This is a genomic window from Aliirhizobium wenxiniae (assembly GCF_014201355.1).
Taxonomy (GTDB): Bacteria; Pseudomonadota; Alphaproteobacteria; order Rhizobiales; family Rhizobiaceae; genus Neorhizobium; species Neorhizobium wenxiniae.
In genome coordinates this window covers 1,542,956-1,559,177 of the sequence record NZ_JACHEG010000002.1, presented here as the reverse complement: position 1 = coordinate 1,559,177, position 16,222 = coordinate 1,542,956, and the positions used below count along the sequence as shown (strand labels likewise).

The 16,222-nt window shown below is 60.1% G+C and carries 14 protein-coding genes and 1 tRNA gene; 5 read left to right on the top strand and 10 right to left on the bottom strand.

The features are described 5' to 3' along the window. Window positions 1-247: 247 nt before the first annotated feature. The 3 genes from HNQ72_RS15510 to HNQ72_RS15500 all read left to right on the top strand — a co-directional run bounded on the left by HNQ72_RS15510 (window position 248) and on the right by HNQ72_RS15500 (window position 3,202). A tRNA-Met gene (locus tag HNQ72_RS15510) sits at window positions 248-324 on the top strand. A gap of 144 nt (window positions 325-468) precedes the next feature. Continuing rightward, window positions 469-2,316: a DNA helicase RecQ gene (gene recQ / locus HNQ72_RS15505; RefSeq protein WP_373289435.1), complete on the top strand. Its 1,848-nt coding sequence runs from the start codon at window positions 469-471 to the stop codon at window positions 2,314-2,316. 226 nt (window positions 2,317-2,542) lie between these two features. Further along, window positions 2,543-3,202, top strand: coding sequence for a peroxiredoxin (locus HNQ72_RS15500; protein WP_183993043.1), 660 nt, complete (start codon window positions 2,543-2,545; stop codon window positions 3,200-3,202). 48 nt (window positions 3,203-3,250) lie between these two features. On the opposite strand, the gene HNQ72_RS15495 is transcribed toward HNQ72_RS15500, so the two are convergent. The 7 genes from HNQ72_RS15495 to HNQ72_RS15465 all read right to left on the bottom strand — a co-directional run bounded on the left by HNQ72_RS15495 (window position 3,251) and on the right by HNQ72_RS15465 (window position 10,184). Next, complete coding sequence (locus tag HNQ72_RS15495; protein ID WP_183993042.1) at window positions 3,251-4,021, bottom strand: siderophore-interacting protein; 771 nt, start codon at window positions 4,019-4,021, stop codon at window positions 3,251-3,253. Window positions 4,022-4,240: 219 nt separating this feature from the next. Beyond that, entirely contained in the window at window positions 4,241-5,074 is an 834-nt protein-coding gene (locus tag HNQ72_RS15490; protein ID WP_183993041.1) for a GNAT family N-acetyltransferase, read from the bottom strand. Continuing rightward, window positions 5,071-5,817, bottom strand: a complete 747-nt coding sequence (locus tag HNQ72_RS15485) for an aspartate/glutamate racemase family protein (protein WP_183993040.1) — start codon at window positions 5,815-5,817, stop codon at window positions 5,071-5,073. Before HNQ72_RS15485 ends, HNQ72_RS15490 begins: the two co-directional genes overlap by 4 nt. A gap of 10 nt (window positions 5,818-5,827) precedes the next feature. Next, window positions 5,828-6,646 carry an ABC transporter permease gene (locus HNQ72_RS15480; protein WP_183993039.1) on the bottom strand — a complete coding sequence of 273 codons (819 nt, stop codon included), beginning with the start codon at window positions 6,644-6,646 and terminating at the stop codon, window positions 5,828-5,830. A 1-nt stretch (window position 6,647) separates the two neighbouring features. Then, on the bottom strand, window positions 6,648-7,559 hold the full coding sequence (locus tag HNQ72_RS15475) for an ABC transporter permease (RefSeq protein ID WP_183993038.1): 912 nt from the start codon (window positions 7,557-7,559) through the stop codon (window positions 6,648-6,650). A 208-nt stretch (window positions 7,560-7,767) separates the two neighbouring features. Continuing rightward, the gene (locus HNQ72_RS15470; RefSeq protein ID WP_183993037.1) at window positions 7,768-9,057 is read right to left on the bottom strand and encodes an ABC transporter substrate-binding protein; all 1,290 of its coding nucleotides are present in this window, start codon (window positions 9,055-9,057) and stop codon (window positions 7,768-7,770) included. Between the two features lie 35 nt (window positions 9,058-9,092). Next, window positions 9,093-10,184 (bottom strand): ABC transporter ATP-binding protein, encoded by a 1,092-nt coding sequence (locus HNQ72_RS15465; RefSeq protein WP_183993036.1) that lies wholly within the window; start codon window positions 10,182-10,184, stop codon window positions 9,093-9,095. A 238-nt stretch (window positions 10,185-10,422) separates the two neighbouring features. Between HNQ72_RS15465 and HNQ72_RS15460 the strand changes: the two genes are divergently transcribed. Further along, on the top strand, window positions 10,423-11,139 hold the full coding sequence (locus tag HNQ72_RS15460) for a GntR family transcriptional regulator (RefSeq protein ID WP_183993035.1): 717 nt from the start codon (window positions 10,423-10,425) through the stop codon (window positions 11,137-11,139). Between the two features lie 120 nt (window positions 11,140-11,259). After that, window positions 11,260-12,255: a LacI family DNA-binding transcriptional regulator gene (locus HNQ72_RS15455; RefSeq protein ID WP_183993034.1), complete on the top strand. Its 996-nt coding sequence runs from the start codon at window positions 11,260-11,262 to the stop codon at window positions 12,253-12,255. Window positions 12,256-12,259: 4 nt separating this feature from the next. Here the strand turns inward: HNQ72_RS15455 and scpA are convergent, their stop codons facing one another. The 3 genes from scpA to HNQ72_RS15440 form a co-directional block, all read right to left on the bottom strand. Next, window positions 12,260-14,425, bottom strand: a complete 2,166-nt coding sequence (scpA, locus tag HNQ72_RS15450) for a methylmalonyl-CoA mutase (protein ID WP_244654359.1) — start codon at window positions 14,423-14,425, stop codon at window positions 12,260-12,262. 512 nt (window positions 14,426-14,937) lie between these two features. Continuing rightward, window positions 14,938-15,639: a DUF2161 domain-containing phosphodiesterase gene (locus HNQ72_RS15445; protein WP_183993032.1), complete on the bottom strand. Its 702-nt coding sequence runs from the start codon at window positions 15,637-15,639 to the stop codon at window positions 14,938-14,940. An 87-nt stretch (window positions 15,640-15,726) separates the two neighbouring features. Continuing rightward, window positions 15,727-16,167: a hypothetical protein gene (locus HNQ72_RS15440; RefSeq protein WP_244654360.1), complete on the bottom strand. Its 441-nt coding sequence runs from the start codon at window positions 16,165-16,167 to the stop codon at window positions 15,727-15,729. Window positions 16,168-16,222 lie beyond the last annotated feature (55 nt).

Sequence of the window (16,222 nt, the reverse complement as noted above, 5' to 3'; positions counted from 1 at the left end):
GCAATGCCGCATAACAGCGGAAACAATCTTCTCGACACAACCTCGGCCCAAGCCGAATTACCGATTGGGCCGCCTAAAGCGGCCTTTCGTCGTTTGCAGAACAAAAATGAATGCCAAGGATAACGCACTGGACATAGCCGGTGCGTCCCTTACAGGAGACAAATTGCTCTGCAATTTGCTCCGGCAGTGCGCATCACAGCAAAGCTGTGACGCAATCGCGATAAATCCCATAGGGATTTACGCTTGGCGCGGGGTGGAGCAGCCCGGTAGCTCGTCAGGCTCATAACCTGAAGGCCGCAGGTTCAAATCCTGCCCCCGCAACCAAAAATGCAAAACACTCCCCAATAGTCTGCCGATGCTGGCGATGGACAAGAGCTCTCCTCTTGGCGCCTAAGAAAAAGCTCCCCCGTTGTATCGAGCCACGGGTCATAGTACCCAAGCTGTGAAAGCGAGGGAAATATGCAGGATATGCCAAGCGGAGCCGTTATGCCTGCCGAAGGCCAGAGGCCTGAAAAACCGGTTGAAGTGCTGCAGAGGATCTACGGTTATCCCTCCTTTCGCGGGCAGCAGGCGGATGTGATCGACCATGTCGTCTCGGGCGGCGATGCGGTCGTACTGTTTCCGACCGGCGCCGGCAAATCGCTGTGTTTTCAGATTCCCGCTCTTTGCCGCGACGGTGTCGGCATCGTCGTGTCGCCGCTGATCGCCCTGATGCGCGATCAGGTGGAGGCACTAAGGCAGGTTGGTATCCGAGCTGCCGCGGTCAATTCGTCCCTGTCGCGCGAGGAATTCGGCGAGGTTCGCCGCGATCTCGCGAGAGGCGCCCTCGATCTCCTTTATGTCACGCCGGAGCGGATCGCCACGCAGGGCTTTCGCGATCTCGTCGGCAATGCCCGGATCTCCCTGTTCGCTATCGACGAGGCCCATTGCGTTTCCCAATGGGGCCATGATTTCCGCCCCGAATATCGCGAGCTCGGTGCGCTTGCCACCCTTTATCCCGGCGTGCCCCGCATGGCGCTGACGGCGACGGCCGATCCGCATACGCGTGGCGATATCATCGAACGCCTGGCCCTCAATGATGCGCGCGTCTTCACCTCGTCCTTCGATCGACCAAACATTTCCTATGAGATTGTCGAGAGAAACCAGCCGCGCCAGCAGCTTCTGCAGTTTCTCTCCCGCCACAAAGGGTCGAGCGGCATCGTTTATTGCCTGTCGCGAGCCAAGGTCGAGGAGACGGCCGATTGGCTGAACGGACAGGGGATTTATGCGCTGCCCTATCATGCCGGCCTTGAGCGCGATATCCGCGACAGGCATCAGGATGCGTTCCTGAAGGAGGAAGAGCTTTGCCTCGTCGCAACCGTCGCCTTCGGCATGGGCATCGACAAGCCGAATGTCCGTTATGTCGCTCATCTCGATCTCCCAGGCTCGGTCGAGGCCTATTACCAGGAAACCGGTCGCGCCGGCCGTGATGGTCTGCCTTCGGAAGTCTGGATGGCCTATGGTATGGCCGATGTCATCCAGCGTGGCAGGATGATCGATGGCGGCAATTCCGCCGATGAGGTCAAGCGTGTCGAACGCGCCAAGCTGAACGCGCTTCTCGGCATCTGCGAGACCGCAGGCTGCCGCCGGCAGGCGATCCTTGCGCATTTCGGTGAGGCGCATTCGGGCGGTTGCGGCAATTGCGATACCTGCCTGAAGCCCGTCGACACCTGGGATGGCACGGAAGCGGCAATCAAGGCCCTGGCCGCCATCTACCGGACCGGAGAACGTTTCGGTACCGGCCATGTCATCGACGTGCTGATCGGCAATGATAACGAAAAGACGCAGCGTTTCGGCCATACGGACATGCCGGTCTTCGGCGCGGGCAAAGATCTGCCGATGAGGACCTGGCAATCGGTCTATCGCCAGCTTCTCGCCGCAGGCCTGATAAGGGTCGACCACGATGCATTCGGCGCGCTGAAGCTCGAACCGGAGGCGCGGGCCGTGTTCCGGCACGAGCGGCAAGTCCGTTTCCGCAAGGATCGGCCGACGGGCGGCAAGGCGGACAGAAATCTTTCGGCAAGGGCCAAAGGCGCCCGCGCGGAGCTGGGCGAGGCGGATGCCGTCCTGTTCGAGGCCCTGCGCAGGAAACGGACGGAGATTGCCAAGGAATTGTCCATCCCGCCCTATGTCGTGTTTGCCGACACCACGCTTGTCGGTTTTGCAACGCTCAAGCCCGTGAGCCTGGAGGCAATGCTCGAGGTCTCCGGCGTCGGGCAGACGAAGCTGGAACGCTATGGCGACGCGTTTCTGGAAATTATCCAAGCCCACGAATAATAGCCGCAATCGCCTTTCCGAAAGCCACTGCGGCAATTGCCGTGCGAAAGTTTAGCGACCCCTTGAAAAGGGGGAGTTGACCTGAAGGCGCTTGCCGGGAATTATCCTGCCGCTTTAGCCCCATCTACGCCTGATTATTTTCATAGCCGACAGTTTATGGAGCATGTTCAAGCTCCTCTCTCATTCGGTTTTACGGTTCAATCCACCCACAAAATGGAGAGTAAAGATGAGCCTACGCATCAACGATATCGCCCCGGATTTTCAGGCCGACACGTCCAAGGGACCGATCTCCTTCCATGAATGGATCGGCGACAACTACGCGGTTCTGTTTTCGCATCCGAAGAATTTCACCCCCGTCTGCACGACCGAACTCGGCGCGATGGCAGGCCTTGCCGGCGAATTTGCCAAGCGCGGCGTCAAGATCATCGGCATCTCGGTGGATCCGGTCGAAAGCCACGAGAAGTGGAAGGGCGACATCCGCACCGCCACCGGCTTCGATGTCGATTACCCGCTGATCGGCGACAAGGACCTGAAGGTCGCCAAGCTTTACGACATGCTTCCGGCAGGTGCCGGCGACAGTTCGGAGGGCCGCACGCCTGCCGATAACGCCACCGTCCGCTCGGTCTTCGTCATCGGTCCTGACAAGAAGATCAAGCTGGTCCTGACCTATCCGATGACGACGGGCCGCAACTTCGATGAAATATTGCGTGCGATCGACAGCATCCAGCTGACTGCCAAACACCAGGTTGCCACGCCGGCAAACTGGAAACAGGGTGACGATGTCATCATCACGGCTGCCGTCTCCAATGAAGACGCCATCCAGCGTTTCGGCTCCTTCGATACGGTCCTGCCCTATCTGCGCAAGACCAAACAGCCGACAGCCTGATCGGCCATACTATGAAAAAAAGGGGAGCCGCGGCTCCCCTTTCTTGTTTCAGTCGATCGTCTTGATGCTGGTGTCGGCGGCACCGCGGGTCCAGTAGCCGGCAGCCTTCAGCCACGAAAGCGGGTGGTTGCGGCTTGTCGTCAGGTAGGTCTTGATCGCCCGGGCGACGGATGCTTCCGCTGCCACCCAGACGAATGTATCCGCTGTCAGCGCTATTGCATCGAGGGCAGCAATGATCGGCAGCGGATCGGTGACCGACGAGGCCGGACGATGCACCCAATGCGTGGTGAGTTTCGCGGCGCTCGAAAATTGCTGCTCTTCGCTTTCGTCCGTTACCGCGCCGATCGCGGTGATCACGTCGCCGGCCTTCGCCTCTTCGATCAGCCGACCGATTGCGGGAAGCGCCGTCTCGTCTCCCACCAGCACCCATTTTCTGACGCCGGTAATGGTGGCAGAGCCGCGTGGCCCGGCAATCGTCACGGTCGATCCGGGTTTGGCGTCCAGCGCCCATCTGGTTGCCGGACCGGCCTCATGCACGGCGAAATCCAGCACCAGCCTGCCGGTCTCATTGTCATAGGAGCGTGGTGTGTAATCCCGCATTTCCATCTCGCCACTAGCACCTGGCACGACCACCTTCACATGATCATCGGCGCCGAGGCTGGTGAAGTCGGCAAGGGATTCGCCGCTGAGCGTGATACGCAACATATGCGGCGTGATGCGATCGACGGTATCGACGGTAAGTTCGCGCCGCTTGAGTTCGTGCCGAACGCGCTCGATAACGGGATGGATCGGGGAAGGGGTCGTCGCTGAGGTGTCCATCAATTGTCCTGTTGTCGGGAGAAGACCTGAAAGCCTGCCGGACATGACCGCGCAGACCGTTGGTCGCTCCAATCGATCCTGCGCGTTGATTGACGTGAACGCTTACGTGCCGAGCCTGCGATCGACAATATGGATGTGACCTATCGCGGACTCGTCGGGCAGGCAAGTAGATGCCCTAAAAAACTTTCAGAGAATTATCAAGTTATCTTGCAGTGGCGGTCAGCCGAGCTCCAGCGTCGTCACCGCGAAAACACCAGCGGTATCGAAGGATGGTTGCGTTCCACGATACATCCGGGACGTCCGAAAGCCGCGGGCGAACCCTTCCCTGTCGAGGAGCGTGGAAAATTCGATCTGGCCGGCGGGCACGTCGATATGCAGCACCTCACCTCTCGCTTCGATCGCGCAGGAAAACAGCAAATCCCTCGCCACGCCGAAATCAGCGGCAAGGATCGGCCCGATTTTGTAACCCTCATGGCATTGGCGCACGACGGCATAACCGGCGATGACACCGTTGCGAAGGAACACTTTTGTCTGCCTCGGCAAGGCCGGCCAGTTGAGGAGAAATTCCGGCCGACGCTCGGCAAAATACCGCCTGTCGAACTCGATCAAGGCCGGCAGCTGTACCGCGTCGAATGTGCAGATCTCGGAATGAGGCCGACCTTCGAGTGTCCCGCTCCAGCGGAAAGTCTCGTAATCGGGCATGAACCCCATGGATCGATAATTGGCCTGCTGTTCGGGCACGCCGTCCAGTCCGATTGTACGGCCTGCCAGATGCGCCATGCCTGCATCCCACACCCGCTTTCCGTAACCGCGCCCACGAAAATCCGGATGGGCGATATATAGGCCGATAAAGCCGAATGTGGAACCGTAACGAACCGCGGAGATGCCCGCAGCCATGACGCCATCGACGAAACAGCCGATAAAGCCTTGAGGATCGGCAGCTTGAAACGGTGCCGCATCGGCAAGTCCGGGGTTCCAGCCCTCGGCCTTCGCCCAGCCAAGCAATGCCTCGATCTCTGCCAGATCGAGGACGCGGATGACCGCCTCGCTCATGAGCTGCTAAGCCGGCCAGGCTCGAAAACCTCCAGCATGCCGCGATAGGGTTTCAAGATCGGGGTGGCATAGGCGCCGCGCTTGGCGGTCGACAGGCCCAGCGTCACCAGCGATTCCGCCTGTTTCACTGCCGCCGCAACGCCATCGACGACAGGCACGCCGAATTCTAGCCTCAGCTCGGCCGTGAGATCCGCCATGCCGGCGCAGCCGAGCACGATCGCCTCGGCTCGATCTTCCTTCAGCGCCAGCGCAATTTCGCTGCGCAGCCGGTCACGGGCGTTGGAATTCGGGTCCTCGAGCGACAGTACCGGAATATCCGCGGCCCGGACCTTGCAGCGCGACGACATGCCGTAGCGATGGACCAGATGTTCGAGCGGCAGCCGAGAACGTTCCATGGTCGTGACCACGGTGAATTTCTGGGCGATGAAGGCGGTCGCCGAGACCGCCGCCTCGCAGATGCCGATGACGGGCACGTCGGCAAGCGCCCGTGCCGCATCAAGGCCGGTATCGTCGAAACAGGCGATGACGACGGCATCGATGCCTTCCTTCTCACCAGCAGCGATCTCTTTTAGCAGGCCGGGAATGGCAAAGACTTCGTCATAATAACCTTCGATCGAAACCGGCCCCATCGATGAGGTAACGGCAACGATTTCCGTTTCGCGTCCGGCAACGCGGCGGGCGCTGTCGGCTATCGTTGCGGTCATGCTGGCGGTCGTATTTGGATTGATGATCAGGATGCGCATCGGTCTCGTGTCAGCTCCGCTGTCTGCGGCGGTTGAGATGGACGATCAGGCCGAGCGTGCCGGCGATCACCAGGAAGGAAAAGACCGTGGTGACCGTGCCGAGCGCATAAAGCACCGGCGTCGTCACGTTCGTTGTCATGCCGTAGATCTCGAGTGGCAGCGTATTGAACGATCCTGCGGTCATCAGCGTGCGTGCGAATTCGTCATAGGAGAGGGTGAAGCCGAACAGGCCGACACCGATCAGGCTCGGCGCGATCATCGGCAAAACGACATTCGAGAATGTCTGCCACGACGAGGCCCCGAGATCCCGTGCCGCTTCCTCGTAAGCCGGCGAAAAACGGTTGAACACGGCAAACATGATCAGCACGCCGAAGGGCAGCGTCCAGGTCAGATGCGCGCCGAAGGCCGACGAATACCAGGCCGGCTGCAGGCCGAGCTGGCTGAACAAAACGCCGATGCCGAGCGAGACGATGATCGAGGGCACGACCAGGCTTGCGACCGCCAGATAAAACAGCGCCGTGGCACCGATGAATTTTCGGCGGAAGGCAAGGCCGGCCAGCAGAGACACGACGACGGTCACCAGCATGACCATGATGCCCAGCATCGCCGAACGGCGGAACGAGCCGCCGAAATCACCCACCGCCTGGGTCTCGAAAAGGTTGGCGAACCAGCGCAATGACACGCCATTAAGTGGGAAGGTCAGCCCGCCATTTGGACCCTGGAATGAGAGGATCAGGATCGCCGACAGCGGCCCGTAGAGAAACAGCACGAAGACGGCAAAGAAGATGGCGAGAAGATAGAATTCCCGGGAGCGTTTTTCGCGGTACATCTCAAAGCTCCTTTCGAATATCGACGATGCGTAGGATGCCGGCGACCATCAGCAGTACGAGCACCAGAAGCACCACGGCATTGGCTGCGGCGGCCGGATATTGAAGCAACGACATCTGGTTCTTCATCATCAGCGCCACGGAAGCGCTCTGCCCGCCGGACATCACCTGCACGGTGGAAAAATCGGCCATCACCAGCGTCACGACAAAAATCGTGCCGATCGCCATGCCTGGCTTGGCAAGCGGTATGATGACATTCGAAAGGATCTGCCAGGAAGAGGCACCGGCATCGCGCGCTGCCTCGACCAGCGATTTATCGATACGCATCAGCGTGTTGAAGATCGGCGTCACCATGAACAGCGTATAGAGATGCACCATGGCGAGCACGACGGCGAAATCGGAATAAAGCAGCCATTCCACCGGCTCGGAAATCACCCCGGAATTGACCAGCGCCGAATTGATCAGGCCGTTTCGCCCGAGAACCGGGATCCACGAGATCATCCTAATGATGTTCGATGTCAGGAACGGCACGGTGCAGATCAGGAACAGCACCATCTGCATCGATGTGGTGCGGATGTGGAAGGCGAGGAAATAGGCGACCCAGAAGCCGATGACGAGCGTGATCGCCCATACAAGCACGGCATATTTCAGCGTATTGAGATAGGTCTTCCAGGTGACCCAGGAGCCGAGCGTCTCGGCATAGTTCATTGTCAGGAAGTCGGGATACATCTGGGCAAAGTCATAATCCCAGAAGCTGACGACCGCGATCATGATGATCGGCAGGAGAAGAAAGAAACCGAGGATCAGCGTCAGCGGGATCGCCTGCAGATAGGAGATGACGGCAAGCGGCAGCCGAAATCTTTGTCTGCGAACCCGCCCGGCATTTTCCGTATCCGTCTGTGCCATCGTCGCCATTGCATCTTCTCCCGTGGGAATGGCCCGTTTCTTGTCGGAGCAAGTGCCCCTAATCCGCCTGCCGGCACCTTCTCCCCACGTACGGGGAGAAGGAGGCTCGTGGTGACCGCCCGTTTCCATTGGCCGCTTTGGGCACGTCCCCTCTCCCCGCAAGCGGGGAGAGGGCTAGGGTGAGGAGCAGCCCAACCCGGGAAGCTATCGCAGCCCCTTAAGCCGCGATGAACTCGTTCCAGCGGCGGACCATGTAGCGGTCCTCGTCCATCACGGAGTTCCAGCAGGCCACATGGCCCATGCGTTCCTCGAAGGAGCCGCCGTCGCGCACTGCGCCGGCCTTTTCCATGACCTTGCCGTCCGGCGCGACGATATCGCCGGCCGCGGCCTTGCCTTCGATCCAGTAGCCCCATTCGTCGGCCGACATGTGTTCCTTGGCAGTTTCCATGCAGGCAGAATAATAGCCCTGGCGGTTCAGATAGGCGCCGACCCAGCCGGATGTGTACCAGTTGATATATTCATAGGCCGCATCGAGCTGCGCACCGGTCAGGTGTGCTGCGAGACCCAGACCGCCGCCCCACGAGCGATAACCTTCCTTGAGCGGCTGGTATTTGCAGGCGATGCCCTTGGAGCGTACGGCGGCAACCGCCGGCGACCACATCGACTGGATGATCACTTCGCCGGACGACATCAGGTTGACCGACTCGTCGAAGGACTTCCAGAAGGCACGGAACTGGCCGTCCTGCTTGGCCTTGATCAGGAAGTCGATCGTCTTGTCGATCTCTTCCTTGGTCATGTTGCCCTTGTCGGCATATTTGAGATTGCCCATCGCTTCCATGATCATCGCCGCATCCATGATGCCGATCGATGGAATGTTGAGGATCGAGGTCTTGCCCTTGAACTTCGGGTCCATGATGTCGGCCCAGCTGGTGATATCGCGACCGACCAGGTCCGGACGAATGCCGAGCGTATCGGCATTGTAGATCGTTGGCATCATGGTGAAATACTGGGTCTCTTCCTTGGCAAACGTCTTGTCGCCGGGCTTTTCGACGAAACCGACCGTGTGCGGTGCGGTGCCCTGGGCAATTACGCTGTCGGGCTTGAGCTTGCCGTTTTTGAACAGCGGCACGACCTTGTCGTAATATTTCAGCTTCTTCACATCCATCGGCTGGATCACGCCGGCGGCATAAACCTTCTTCAGGATCCAGTATTCGATATCGGCGATGTCATAGGATTTCGGCTGGGTGACGGCGCGCTGGGCGGCGGCATCCGAATCGGTTGCGGTCATTTCGAGCGTGATGCCGAGATCGGCCTTGCACTTCTCGGCGATCGCATTGAGGTTCGACACGCCGGTGCCAAACTGGCGAAGCGTGATCGGGTTCTGTGCCCAGATGGTCGGGAAGCCGGTAATCGCGCCCGAACCGGCAGCAAGGCCGGCGGCAGCCGATGCCGTCTTCAGGAGCGAGCGGCGGGAAATTCCCTTGGCCGTCTTCTTCGTGTCCGTCATGTCAGTTCTCCTCTTGAGGTTTTATTGTTGTATTTTCAGTGCTTCAGCCGCCCCAGCACGAGCGCGTCCTCGCGCCCCCAGGAAAGCGGAATGGCGTCGCCAACCTTCACGGGATTGGCGAAATAGTCCTTGTCGCTGAGGATCGCGGTAAAATCCTCCACACCGGCGCCATTGACGGTGAGCTTCACCGACGAGCCACGATATTCGACATTCGAGACCGAACCGGTGAAACCGAGACCCTTCTCGGTGGCTGGTGCAACACGCACGTGGTCGGTGCGAACGGCGATATCGGCCGTTTCGGCAAGGCCGGCAGCACCGGCGCCGATGGCGAGAAAATCGCCGCCGGCGGGAACCGAAATCATCAGCTCGTCGCCTTCGCTTTTCGTCACCCGTCCGGAAATCACGTTATGGTCGCCCATGAACTTGGCGACGAAGGCCGTTGCCGGGCGCTCGAAGACGGTGCGCGGATGGGCCGCCTGCTCGATGCGTCCGTCATTCATGATGACGATGATATCGGCCAGCGCCATCGCCTCTTCCTGGCTGTGCGTCACATGCACGAAAGTGATGCCAAGCGAGGTCTGCAATTTTTTCAGCTCGGCGCGCATGCGGATTTTCAGGAACGGATCGAGCGCCGAAAGCGGCTCGTCGAGCAGCAGTGCTTCCGGATCGGTGATCAGAGCACGAGCAAGCGCCACGCGTTGCTGCTGGCCGCCGGAAAGCTGCGCCGGCCGGCGCGTCGCATAGGCTTCGAGCTGCATCAGCTTCAGCATGTCGAGCGCCTTGGCACGCCGCTCGTCCTTCTCCACGCCCTTCATCTTCAGGGAGAAGGCGACATTGTCGACGAGATCGAGATGCGGGAAGAGCGCATAGGACTGGAACATCATCGCCGTGCCGCGCTTGGCTGGCGGCAGGTCGGTGACGACCGCATTGCCGAGGCGGATATCGCCCGTTGAGATGCTCTCGTGCCCGGCGATCATCCGAAGCGTCGAGGTCTTGCCGCAGCCGGAGGGACCGAGAAGGCAGCAATAGGTGCCGGCCGGGATCTTCAGGCTGATTTCATGCACGGCCGTGGTGGCGCCATAGATCTTCGAGACGGATACGATGTCTATTTCAGCGGCTTTGCTCATAGGCATTCTCCTGCGACTGTTTTGTTGATGCAGGAGGCGTGCCAGTTCAATTCGCCGTTGAAGATCAACGACATTCCGGATTGAGGCACGGTTCGGGATTTGCGGTTGCGCAAAATTGCAGCGATCGTTTTCGATCGACTGTTTAAATTGTATGCAATCTGAGTGCGGGATTGCTAAACATCCCACTAGGCAGAGACCCCCGCGGCGCGTTAGAACAAGGCATGCCGGACGAAAACCCATGACCTTGCTCGAAAAGACCTCTGCTTCTCCCGACCTTTTGACCGAAGACCGCTCGATGGCGATCCGCGAGTCCCTGCGCAACGCCATTATAGACCGGCGGCTTGCACCGGGGACGAAACTGTCCGAGGCGGAAGTCGGCGCGCTTTTCGATGTCAGCCGCACCGTTGCCCGTGCTGCGCTGCAGATGTTGACTTTCGAAGGGCTGGTGAAGACCGAGCGTAACCGTGGTGCCTTCGTTTCGAACCCGACGCCGGATGAGGCGCGACAGATCTTCGCCTCCCGCCGCCTGATCGAGCCGGGCATCGTTACCGGTGCCGCCGAGCGGATCACGGCGGAAGACATCGCCCGTTTTCGCGAGCAGCTGATCGAGGAAGAGCGTTACATGAACGAGCGCGGCCCGGCAGCAAGACGGGCGGAAATCAAGGCATCCGGCGATTTCCATCTCATGCTGGCCTCCGTTGCCGGCAACGCGATCCTGCAGCGTTTCATGGATGAACTCGTGGCGCGCTCATCGCTGGTCATTGCGCTTTACGGCCGCTCCGGCGTGTCGAGCTGCGGCCATAGCGAACATTTTGCCATTCTCGACCTGATCGAACGCGGCGACGCCAAACGCGCCGCCGACCTGATGCTGCATCATATCGACCACATCGAAGCCGATCTCGACCTGCAGCCGAAGCAAGGCGTGGCGCTGAAGGATGCGCTCGCGATCACATAGTCCTTTTTTTCGTGGCCGACTGTCATGTCACTGTAAATGTCGGTCTTTAAGACATCTCACGCGGTCTGCACGGCTGTGCAGCAAACAGGCGTGAAATGTAGCATGAGAGACGACAGGAAAATGCGCTTTGTCAGCGCTGAACAGGTGGCGCAGCTCGCGGGTGTTTCGCGTTCAGCCGTATCGCGAACCTTCACGGAAGGCGCAAGCGTTGCCCCCGCGACCCGCGAAAAGGTTTTGAAAGCGGCCGAGGAACTCGGTTACCACGTCAACGATCTTGCCCGCGGCGTGCTTGCCAACCAGAGCCGATTGGTCGGCGTGGTGGCGACCAAGCCGGAAATCGGCTTTCGCGCCCATTTGACCGCAGCGCTGACCAAGGCGCTCATTCGCCGCGGCTCCATTCCCGTCCTCATCAATACCGGCGAGACTGAAGAAGAGCTTCTGGCCGCCCAGAAAATGTTGATCGGCCACCGTGCCGAGGCAACCGTCATCCTGTCCGGCTCGCCGCCGGCAAGTTTTTTCGAACTCGCACAGCGCAACGGCCAGCCGCTTGTCGTCATCGGCCGCGCCGAGCCGGATGCCGACCGCGTTCTCGCCGGCAATGCAGAGGCTTCCCGTGAGGCGGCAGAGGTTTTCGTCGCTGCCGGCCACCGCCGGTTGGCGGTCATCGGCTCACATTCGGCCACACCGAGCATCGCCGAGCGCGAAAACGCATTTGTTGCCGCGGCTCACGCCGCCGGATTTGATGTACGGATCGCCCATGGCCGTGATTCCGATTATGACAGCGGTATCATCGCGGCTCGCACCTTGTTTGCCGAAGGTCAGCGGCCCGACGCGATCTTCTGTGCCAACGACCTTCTGGCCTTCGGCGCGATGGATGTGATCCGACAGGAATTCGGCCTCACGATACCGGAAGACGTCGCGCTGATCGGCTTTGACGACGTGCCGGAAGCGGCGTGGCTGAGCTACAGCCTCACCACCTTCCGCCAGGACCCGGCGGCGATCGCGGCGCGCGCCGTGATGCTGCTCGACAGACGCCAGCAGAACCCGGACGAACCGCGCGCCTGTGAGCGGGTCATTCCGCAGCTGGTTTTCCGCAAGAGCTTCGCTGGCTCCTGATCCGTCAGGCGACTGCATTTCTCCTTTTGCCTTCGAGCAGGTCGATGATGGAGTTTGCGGCATCGAGAACATTGGTGCCCGGCCCGAAGACGGCTGCGACGCCGTTTTCCAGCAGGTACTCATAGTCCTGCCGCGGGATGACGCCGCCGACGACGACGATGACCTTGTCCGCGCCTTTCGCCTTCAAGGCTTCGACCAGTTGCGGTGCAAGCGTCCGGTGGCCGGCGGCAAGCGATGACATGCCAACGACCTGAACCTTTTCCTTAACTGCCAGATCGGCCGCTTCTTCCGGCGTCTGGAACAGCGGGCCGGCGAGAACCTCGAAACCGATATCGCCGAAGGCCGAAGCGATCACCTTGGCGCCGCGGTCATGGCCGTCCTGGCCGAGTTTTGCGACGAGGATCTTCGGCTTGCCCGTCGATTTTCCGTAATCAGATAGCCGGCTTACGATTGTCTTGTATTCCGGGTCGTCGCTATAGGCCGGACCGTAGATATCGCCCACCACTTCCGGCACAGCGGCATGATCGCCGAAGGATTGGCGCATCGCATCGGATATTTCGCCGACCGTCGCGCGCGCGCGCGCCGCCTCGACTGCGGCTTCCAGCAGATTGCCGGTGCCGGATCTCGCCACTTCGGAAAGCGCGGCCAGCGTCTCCTCGACCCGTTTCGGATCGCGCTGGCGGCGAATCTTTTCCAATCGGTCGATCTGCGACTTGCGCACGGCCGAATTGTCGATCGCCAGAATGTCGATATCGTCCTCGTTTTCGAGCCGGAACTTGTTGACGCCGACGATGATCTCTTGTCCCCGGTCGACCTTGGCCTGGCGCAGCGTTGCAGCCTCCTCGATCAGGCGCTTGGGCAGGCCATCGGCAACCGCCTTGGTCATGCCCCCCAAAGCCTCGACGTCCTCGATCAAAGCCCAGGCCTTTTCCGCCAGTTCATTGGTCAGGCTTTCGACATAATAAGAGCCGGCCAGCGGATCGACGACCTTGGTCACGCCGGTCTCGTGCTGCAGGATCAGCTGGGTATTGCGGGCAATGCGGGCGGAAAAATCGGTCGGCAGCGCCATCGCCTCGTCCAGCGCATTGGTATGCAGCGACTGCGTGCCACCGAGAACGGCAGAGAGCGCCTCATAGGCCGTGCGGATGACGTTGTTATAGGGATCCTGTTCTTGCAGCGAGACACCGGATGTCTGGCAATGGGTGCGCAACATCAGCGAGGACGCCTTTTGAGGTTCGAATTCTTCCATGATCCGCGACCACAAAAGACGGGCGGCGCGCAGCTTTGCCGCCTCCATGAAAAAATTCATGCCGATGGCGAAGAAGAAGGACAGGCGTCCGGCGAAATCATCGACATTGAGGCCCTTGGCGAGTGCCGCGCGCACATATTCGCGCCCGTCTGCCAGCGTGAAGGCCAGTTCCTGCACAAGCGTCGCACCCGCTTCCTGCATGTGGTAGCCGGAGATCGAGATCGAGTTGAAGCGTGGCATTTCCTTCGCCGTATATTCGATGATGTCGGCAACGATCCGCATCGAGGGTTCGGGCGGGTAGATATAGGTGTTGCGGACCATGAACTCCTTGAGGATGTCGTTCTGGATGGTCCCGGAAAGCTCGGCTTTCGAACAGCCCTGTTCTTCGCCGGCAACGATGAAGGAGGCCAGGATCGGGATGACCGCTCCGTTCATCGTCATCGATACGGACATGTCCTTCAGCGGAATGCCGTCGAACAGGATCTTCATGTCCTCGACACTGTCGATCGCCACGCCCGCCTTGCCGACATCGCCCTCGACGCGTGGATGATCCGAATCGTAACCGCGATGGGTGGCAAGGTCGAAGGCGACGGAAAGCCCCTTCTGACCGGCGGCAAGATTGCGGCGATAGAATGCGTTTGAGGCTTCGGCGGTGGAAAAGCCGGCATATTGGCGGATGGTCCAGGGCCTTCCGGCATACATGGTGGCGCGGGGTCCGCGCACGAAGGGTTTGATACCCGGCATCGTATCAAGGTGATCGATGCCCTGCAGATCCTCCGCCGTGTAAAGCGGCTTGATGTCGATCCCTTCCGCCGTATGCCAGGTCAGCGTTTCGGGCGATGCCTTCAGTTCCTTTTCGGCAAGCGTTTCCCAATCGTTCTTATTGGCCTGCTGATGCGGCTTCGAGCTGTTGTCCGACACCGGTTTCCTCCTGAACATGCGGTTTCGTTCACGCGCGTTTTAAAAACGCCGTGGTGATCAATATAGAACTTGGACGGGGCGCTGAAAGCTGCCTCTTAGTTTAAGTTTATAGGTGACACCTCTCAGCGCCCCGTTCGGCAGTTTTTATCCGCGACTCCGGTCCCTCTGCCGTTGCCTTGCCGGATGATCCGTTACCGCCGGGTTTTCCGCTTTCACGGACGGACTTTTCAAAGCCCGGCGAAACCATCCTTGAGGCCACCATGTGTGCCGCACAGGCACGTCCGACGCGCCGTTCGGGCATCAGAAGCGGAAAGGTCGGTCCGAAACCTCACCGCTTCCCCCGTGTCGCCGGAGGGAGACCATTTTCCGCGGACCCCGGTGGTGGAGATTTACGTCCTCCCTCCATCACCAGAACCGATCCCGCCTCGCCGACACGACTGCCGGTGTATCCGTGACGGAACGGAGGGATTGTAGGCATGGGGCGAGATGGCGGGGACGATCGATGAAATGATTTAGAGTTTTTTCTCCGGAAGCGCCGACTCCGGAAAGGATTCTGCTTCAACTTTTGCAGGCTTCAAGGTCTCCACTGCCTTCGCACCATCCCCGCTCAGGCCATAGACGCCTTTGTCGATCTTCTCAAACCAGCCGTAATAATTGTCGCGCAGCATCGCGCCCGCCTTGGGCGTGATTGCCTTCAGATCGCGTGGCCGGAGCGGGCCGTCCACAAGTGCTGCGGCGCAGGCGAGTGCCTGCTGGCGATAGGCGGTCATGATCGGGACCTTGGTCGAACCGCCAAGTGCCGGGTCGCCCTGGCGTTTACGGTGTTCCTTGATGAGCTTGGTACGCCGTTTCGGATTGCTGCGCGGCATCGGCGAGACCGAGCTGACGAGGATACTGACCTCTCCCGCATCGGAAACCCCCAGCATGCCGATGCCGAGCCGGCGGCAGAGATCGCGATACCGTCTGTCGGCCTCCCGGCCCCGGCCTTTTGCCGAAACGCGGGCGGCGATCCAGACTTCGTCGGCAGCCGTTGCACGGTCGACGGCCTGCAGGATCAGCTCGAGATTGAAGCTGAGTTTAAGCTCGCAGACGACCATGACGGTCGGGTCGCCGTCGCTTAAGCCGACAATATCGCAGCCGTTGATTTCTCCCTTGACCGAATAGCCGGAGGCTTCGAGAAACTGTTTGACGGGGAGATAGAGCGAGGTTTCCATGCGTGCCTGACATCAGTGGTCAGCGACCGATAGCTGATTTGCGCGAAGGAACCCACCCTTAGTGCCGACCATCGGCTGATCGGAGCTTCACCGGGGTGAAGGATCATCCTCGGGCTTGTCCTCTTCCTCCTCGCGATACCTGCTTTCATAGGGAAGCGTGAGAATGGCAGATGCCGCAGCGGCTCCGCCGAATAGTGAGGCGAAGGGCACTAGCACCAGAACAAGCGGCAGGATCGGGTTCGCGGCCCGCATGATCAACCCGCGCAAGCCGCCGATATCGAGCGCGATCAGGGCAATACCGATACTGACACCGATGACAATGCCGAGAAGCGCATTGAGGCCCAGAAAACGCAGCATCTCCCAATGATCGCGGCGTGCTTCCTCCGGCGTCAGCTTCGGCTTGCGGGAATTGTGCAGGATGGCATCCCGCGCCCTTTGCCGATCCTTCCACCGCTTGAGCCGGCGGGGCCTCAGCCAGTCGAAGGGATCAGGCAGTTTTGCCATTTGCAAGAAGAACGGGAGCGGCATCGTGTTCAACTCCTCTTAGGTGCCTTCACAGGTCAAGCGCCATCCGCCTATCGTC

Coding starts and splice junctions, on each gene's coding strand:
- recQ (WP_373289435.1), top strand. CDS start 469: ATGCCAAGCGGAGCCGTTATGCCTGCCGAAGGCCAGAGGCCTGAAAAA.
- HNQ72_RS15500 (WP_183993043.1), top strand. CDS start 2,543: ATGAGCCTACGCATCAACGATATCGCCCCGGATTTTCAGGCCGACACG.
- HNQ72_RS15495 (WP_183993042.1), bottom strand. CDS start 4,021: ATGGACACCTCAGCGACGACCCCTTCCCCGATCCATCCCGTTATCGAG.
- HNQ72_RS15490 (WP_183993041.1), bottom strand. CDS start 5,074: ATGAGCGAGGCGGTCATCCGCGTCCTCGATCTGGCAGAGATCGAGGCA.
- HNQ72_RS15485 (WP_183993040.1), bottom strand. CDS start 5,817: ATGCGCATCCTGATCATCAATCCAAATACGACCGCCAGCATGACCGCA.
- HNQ72_RS15480 (WP_183993039.1), bottom strand. CDS start 6,646: ATGTACCGCGAAAAACGCTCCCGGGAATTCTATCTTCTCGCCATCTTC.
- HNQ72_RS15475 (WP_183993038.1), bottom strand. CDS start 7,559: ATGGCGACGATGGCACAGACGGATACGGAAAATGCCGGGCGGGTTCGC.
- HNQ72_RS15470 (WP_183993037.1), bottom strand. CDS start 9,057: ATGACGGACACGAAGAAGACGGCCAAGGGAATTTCCCGCCGCTCGCTC.
- HNQ72_RS15465 (WP_183993036.1), bottom strand. CDS start 10,184: ATGAGCAAAGCCGCTGAAATAGACATCGTATCCGTCTCGAAGATCTAT.
- HNQ72_RS15460 (WP_183993035.1), top strand. CDS start 10,423: ATGACCTTGCTCGAAAAGACCTCTGCTTCTCCCGACCTTTTGACCGAA.
- HNQ72_RS15455 (WP_183993034.1), top strand. CDS start 11,260: ATGCGCTTTGTCAGCGCTGAACAGGTGGCGCAGCTCGCGGGTGTTTCG.
- HNQ72_RS15445 (WP_183993032.1), bottom strand. CDS start 15,639: ATGGAAACCTCGCTCTATCTCCCCGTCAAACAGTTTCTCGAAGCCTCC.
- HNQ72_RS15440 (WP_244654360.1), bottom strand. CDS start 16,167: ATGCCGCTCCCGTTCTTCTTGCAAATGGCAAAACTGCCTGATCCCTTC.